This window comes from Thermoactinomyces intermedius (genome assembly GCF_013912365.1).
In the GTDB taxonomy this organism is placed as follows: domain Bacteria; phylum Bacillota; class Bacilli; order Thermoactinomycetales; family Thermoactinomycetaceae; genus Thermoactinomyces; species Thermoactinomyces intermedius.
Genome location: NZ_JACETT010000083.1, coordinates 1 through 4744, shown reverse-complemented (window position 1 = coordinate 4744; position 4744 = coordinate 1). Strand labels below are relative to the sequence as shown.

The window sequence follows — 4744 nt, the reverse complement described above, 5'->3', positions numbered from 1 at the left end:
CTCCAAAAAAGTTTGATATGGACTCTCAAGAATTAACGAGTCATGTCTTCACTCTTCAGTTTTCAAGGAACAAGTCATGCAGCAATTTTTCGCGACAACTTTTAATATATTAACCCATATTTGATCACTTGTCAACAAAAAATTTAATTTTTTTCTCTCTCTATTATAAATCACCCAAATGAACTTTATTCTCCCTGGGAAAGCCCTTGTACCGAAAGGCTTTCCGCTATGTCATTCAAATCCTTCACCACTTCATCCGAAAGAGGAATCCCCCGTTTTTTTCTTTGCAAATATCTTTGATATCTCCTTTCTCCCGGATAATAAACGCCATCACTGTTCGGGGAAGGCGGTGTATCTTTCAACATCCGCAAAAAAGCATCCATCTGTTTGCCATATTCCTTTAATGACATGAAATGCGGCACATGATACAGGATGAAATGGTGTCCCACACCGGCAAAGCCTGCCTTCTCTTCATAGATGCTGACCACATTTTTCCCGAAGGCAGCACCACTTAAGACCCCGCAGAACATCTCGATCGCACACGCCAGGGCGTATCCCTTGGCTCCCCCCACCGGCAGCATGGCCCCTTTGAGTGCAGCCGAAGGATCCGTTGTATCCATTCCGTTTTCGTCAACGGCCCAGCCTTTGGGAATCGGTTTCTTTTCGCGGGCCGCCAAAATCACTTTTCCTCTTGCAACCATACTTGTGGCCAAGTCAACAATCAATGGAGGCCCGTCGTTCACTGGAAAACCGAAAGCAACCGGATTGGTCCCCAACCGCGGTTCCCTGCCTCCGGTTGGCACAATGCCCGGAGGGGTGTTGGTCATGGCGATCAACACCATATTCTCCTGCATGACTTGCTGGCAGTAAAAAGAACCCGTGCCGTTATGATTGCTGCGACGAATAAAGACACCGGCCATGCCCAGTTTTTTGGCAACAGGAATCGCCGCTTCCAGCGAGCGGAAAGAAACCACTTGCCCCAATCCGTTGTCTCCATCCACATTTAACACCGATCCGTGTTGAATGATCCGAAGACACGGGCGCACGGAAATCCTGCCTTCCATCATCCTGCGCACATAAACCGGCAGACGGCTGATGCCATGGCTGTCGATCCCTTCCAAGTTGGCTTGTATCAATGAATCCGTTATAATTTGCGCATCTCTTTTGGGAACACCAACCGCTTTGAACACGGTTTCGGCAAAACTCCGCAGATGGACATCGTTAAATTCCGGCAACGGATGACAAACCTCCTTTTAAAAGTATTCGCGTAAAGAAAAGGCCTGCATTTTCACAGGCCTTCCTTCTTTTCTCCAGACTCGGAAAAAATTAACCCAAAAGGAATTTTCTTTTCACGGACAGAAGAATCATCCCGGACAGGATTGCTCCGAGTCCAAACATCATTCCGGTTCCGTATGATGTTGCGGTCTTGGGCAACTTTCCTCCTTGAGGCTGTTTGGAACCGTCGTTTTTATTGTCATCACCGGGCTGGTCACCACCGTTTCCGGGATTTTTCGGATCATCCTGGTTCCCGGGCTCATCGGGATGACCGGGATCATTCGGGTCATTCGGTTGGCCGTTTCCCGGATCATCGGGCGCCCCCGGTTGATCCGATCCGCAATCATGGTTGAACACCAGTTTCGCAATTAGGATCTTTCCGATGACTTCATTGTTTATGTTCAGTTTTACTTTTAAAACATACGTCCCTTTGGCTCCGTTCGGATTGGACTTGGGATCATATTTCACAAAAAAAGTTTGGTTGTCTTCTTTGACATTCAAAACGCCCTGGTCCACTTTCTTCCCGTTCACCAACCCTTGATCAGAAGCCGGATACCAGTAAATTTCATAAGGCACCACCACTTTTAACGGGGTATCCGGAAGATCAACCAACTTAAAGACGCTTCCCACCTGCACTTTGAACTGAATCGAGGTGCAATTCCCCTTAAAAGGAAGAGGCTTTAAAACATTTGCTTCAACCAACGCTTTGAGTTTCGCTTGTATATCCGCATTGTCTGCCGCCGATGAAACGGCCGGATACAAGCTGACCACCAACAACGAAACCAACGACAAAACAACTTGAGCAAGTTTGATCCATTTCTTTGTCATTTTATGTACCCCCTTACGGGGAATTAGTTTTCCACATCTTTTTTCAATTTCCTTCTTAAAATTGGATAAAATTGATTCAATTTGTAATTGATGAAAAAATATACAAACAATCCGGAAACATCCTTTTTGGCAAAATAAAAAGCTGCAAGTTTTAAATCACTTGCAGCTTTTGCCTGGTTATCGGTTTGTTTGGAGCGGAAGACGGGATTCGAACCCGCGACCCTCGCCTTGGCAAGGCGATGCTCTACCCCTGAGCCACTTCCGCATATGGGGCGACCGGTGGGAATCGAACCCACGAATGCCGGAGCCACAATCCGGTGCGTTAACCACTTCGCCACGGCCGCCATCAAAAAAAATGGCGGAGCTGACGGGATTCGAACCCGCGATCTCCTGCGTGACAGGCAGGCATGTTAGGCCTCTACACCACAGCTCCGCATTTGGTGACCCGTAGGGGATTCGAACCCCTGCATGCCAGCGTGAAAGGCTGGTGTGTTAAACCACTTCACCAACGGGCCGTTTCATGGAGCTCCCTACCAGGCTCGAACTGGTGACCTCTTCCTTACCATGGAAGCGCTCTGCCAACTGAGCTAAGGGAGCGGATGCTCTGGAGCGGGTGAAGGGAATCGAACCCTCGCATTCGGCTTGGAAGGCCGATGTTCTACCACTGAACTACACCCGCAACTGGTGCGGTCGGCGAGACTCGAACTCGCACGGCCAAAAGGCCACTACCCCCTCAAGATAGCGTGTCTGCCAATTCCACCACGACCGCAAATTGCTATGGAATTTAGAAAATCATCTCACGCTGATATAATTTAACACAGATTCAAAAAAAACGCAACCCCTTTTTTAACAAAAAAAAGACGGGAATCCCGTCTTTTTCCTTGCTGCCATCATGCAGCTGAACCCTCTTTTTGCTGTCTTTTTTCTTCCCCTTTGGCAACAACCACCGCCACACAGGCATCCCCGGTGATGTTGGTCGCCGTACGGCTCATATCCAGCAAACGGTCCACACCGAGTACAATGGCAATCCCTTCAACCGGCAGCCCCACCGACTGCAACACCAAGGTCAACATAATCATTCCGGCTCCCGGAACAGCGGCCGTACCAATCGATGCAAGGGTTGCGGTTAGAATAATCATGAGCTGATCATCAATCCCCAACGGAATTCCATATAACTGGGCAATGAAAATGGCGGCAACCCCCTGCATGATAGCCGTTCCGTCCATGTTGATCGTGGCACCGAGCGGCAACACAAAGCTGCTGATTGATTTCGGGACTTTAAAGTCATTTTCCGCCACATCCATGGTCACCGGCAAGGTGGCGGCACTGCTGCTGGTCGTAAAGGCGACTTCCATCGCCCTCATCATGCGTTTGAAGAAAAAAACCGGATTCATCTTCGCAAATACAGCAAGCAGTGTACTGTACGTGATTCCCATATGCAACAACAATGCCAGTAACAGGGTGATCATGTAAGCTGCCATGGAACCGATCAATTCGATCCCGGACTCCCCGATTGCCCGGGCCATCAAGGCAAAAGCGGCATAAGGGGCAGTGGCCATCACAAAAGTAACCAGTTTCAACGTCACTTCATTTCCTTGTTCAATCACTTCTTTGATGCGATTGGCCTTGTCCCCCAATAATGCGATTCCAATCCCAAACAGCAAAGCGAAAAAGATGATTTGCAACATTTCGGATTCAGCCATGGCTTTCACCGGGTTTTCCGGGACAATGTTCACCAGGGTATCGATCATGCTCGGCGGCTTATCCACTTTCACTTCTTCCGCCGGTTGGTCAATTGTCACCCCGGTTCCCGGCTGGATGATATTTGCCAAAATAATGGCAAAAGTAATGGCAATTGCGGTTGTCAAAATATACAGGATAATCGTTTTCCCGCCGATGCGCCCCAGTTTTTTCGGATCGGCAATGCCGGCAGCTCCCGAAACCAGCGAGAAAAACACAAGCGGAACGACAACCATTTTAATTGCTTTAATAAATAAATTACTGACCGGGTCAAATAAATATTGATTCAAGACGACAAATGCAGATGGAAAATAAAGATTGAGAATAACGCCAACAATCAGACCGAGCAAGATCCCGATCAAAATCTTTTTCGTCAAGGACATCTTCTTCATAGCCTCACACCTTTCAAAAATAATCCGATAATTCATAAAAAAATAATTTTAAATTAATCAGACAATACAGGCGACAAGGTAATAATGACAATTTTATTATATATTTTATAAAGAAATATCTCAACTAAAAATTATTATCCTAAAAAAACCAAAAGATTTTATTTATCATTGCAAATTATGGTTCCAACCCGGTCCCCTCTTGTGCATTGGAATGGGAACGGAAGATTTCACATTCGCGATCACCTTGCCTTTGATCCCTCTCCTCCGAAAATCATCCCGTTTTCTTCATCCCGGCAAAGGCAAAAATACTTTTTAAATATTCATATTTTTTATCTTCAGATGAACCTTTTTGGCAATTTTTCTCAACGAGAGACACCAAATATGTAAAATTTAAATTTACAAATTTAAATTTTTAAAAAGACATCTTGAATGCGCATGAAACATAAAAAACCACCTTCAGCAATTATGCTGAAGGTGGTTCGGGTGACAATTTGCCTGGCAACGACCTA

General features: G+C 46.5%; 3 protein-coding genes and 7 tRNA genes. All 10 read right to left on the bottom strand.

Going from position 1 to position 4744, the window contains the following annotated elements:
- Positions 1-185: 185 nt before the first annotated feature.
- Positions 186-1235 carry an Ldh family oxidoreductase gene (locus H1R82_RS14165; RefSeq protein ID WP_181733081.1) on the bottom strand — a complete coding sequence of 350 codons (1050 nt, stop codon included), beginning with the start codon at positions 1233-1235 and terminating at the stop codon, positions 186-188.
- Between the two features lie 91 nt (positions 1236-1326).
- A complete protein-coding gene (locus H1R82_RS14160; protein ID WP_181733082.1) occupies positions 1327-2103 on the bottom strand; it encodes a hypothetical protein in 777 nt (258 codons plus the stop codon).
- 190 nt (positions 2104-2293) lie between these two features.
- Positions 2294-2368: transfer RNA gene (locus H1R82_RS14155), tRNA-Gly, on the bottom strand.
- 3 nt (positions 2369-2371) lie between these two features.
- Positions 2372-2447: transfer RNA gene (locus H1R82_RS14150), tRNA-His, on the bottom strand.
- 12 nt (positions 2448-2459) lie between these two features.
- Positions 2460-2536 (bottom strand) — tRNA-Asp (locus tag H1R82_RS14145).
- 5 nt (positions 2537-2541) lie between these two features.
- A tRNA-Glu gene (locus tag H1R82_RS14140) sits at positions 2542-2618 on the bottom strand.
- A gap of 6 nt (positions 2619-2624) precedes the next feature.
- Positions 2625-2700, bottom strand: a tRNA-Thr gene (locus H1R82_RS14135).
- An 8-nt stretch (positions 2701-2708) separates the two neighbouring features.
- Positions 2709-2782 (bottom strand) — tRNA-Gly (locus H1R82_RS14130).
- A 3-nt stretch (positions 2783-2785) separates the two neighbouring features.
- A tRNA-Leu gene (locus H1R82_RS14125) sits at positions 2786-2872 on the bottom strand.
- A gap of 121 nt (positions 2873-2993) precedes the next feature.
- Positions 2994-4226 carry a dicarboxylate/amino acid:cation symporter gene (locus H1R82_RS14120; protein ID WP_181733083.1) on the bottom strand — a complete coding sequence of 411 codons (1233 nt, stop codon included), beginning with the start codon at positions 4224-4226 and terminating at the stop codon, positions 2994-2996.
- Positions 4227-4744 lie beyond the last annotated feature (518 nt).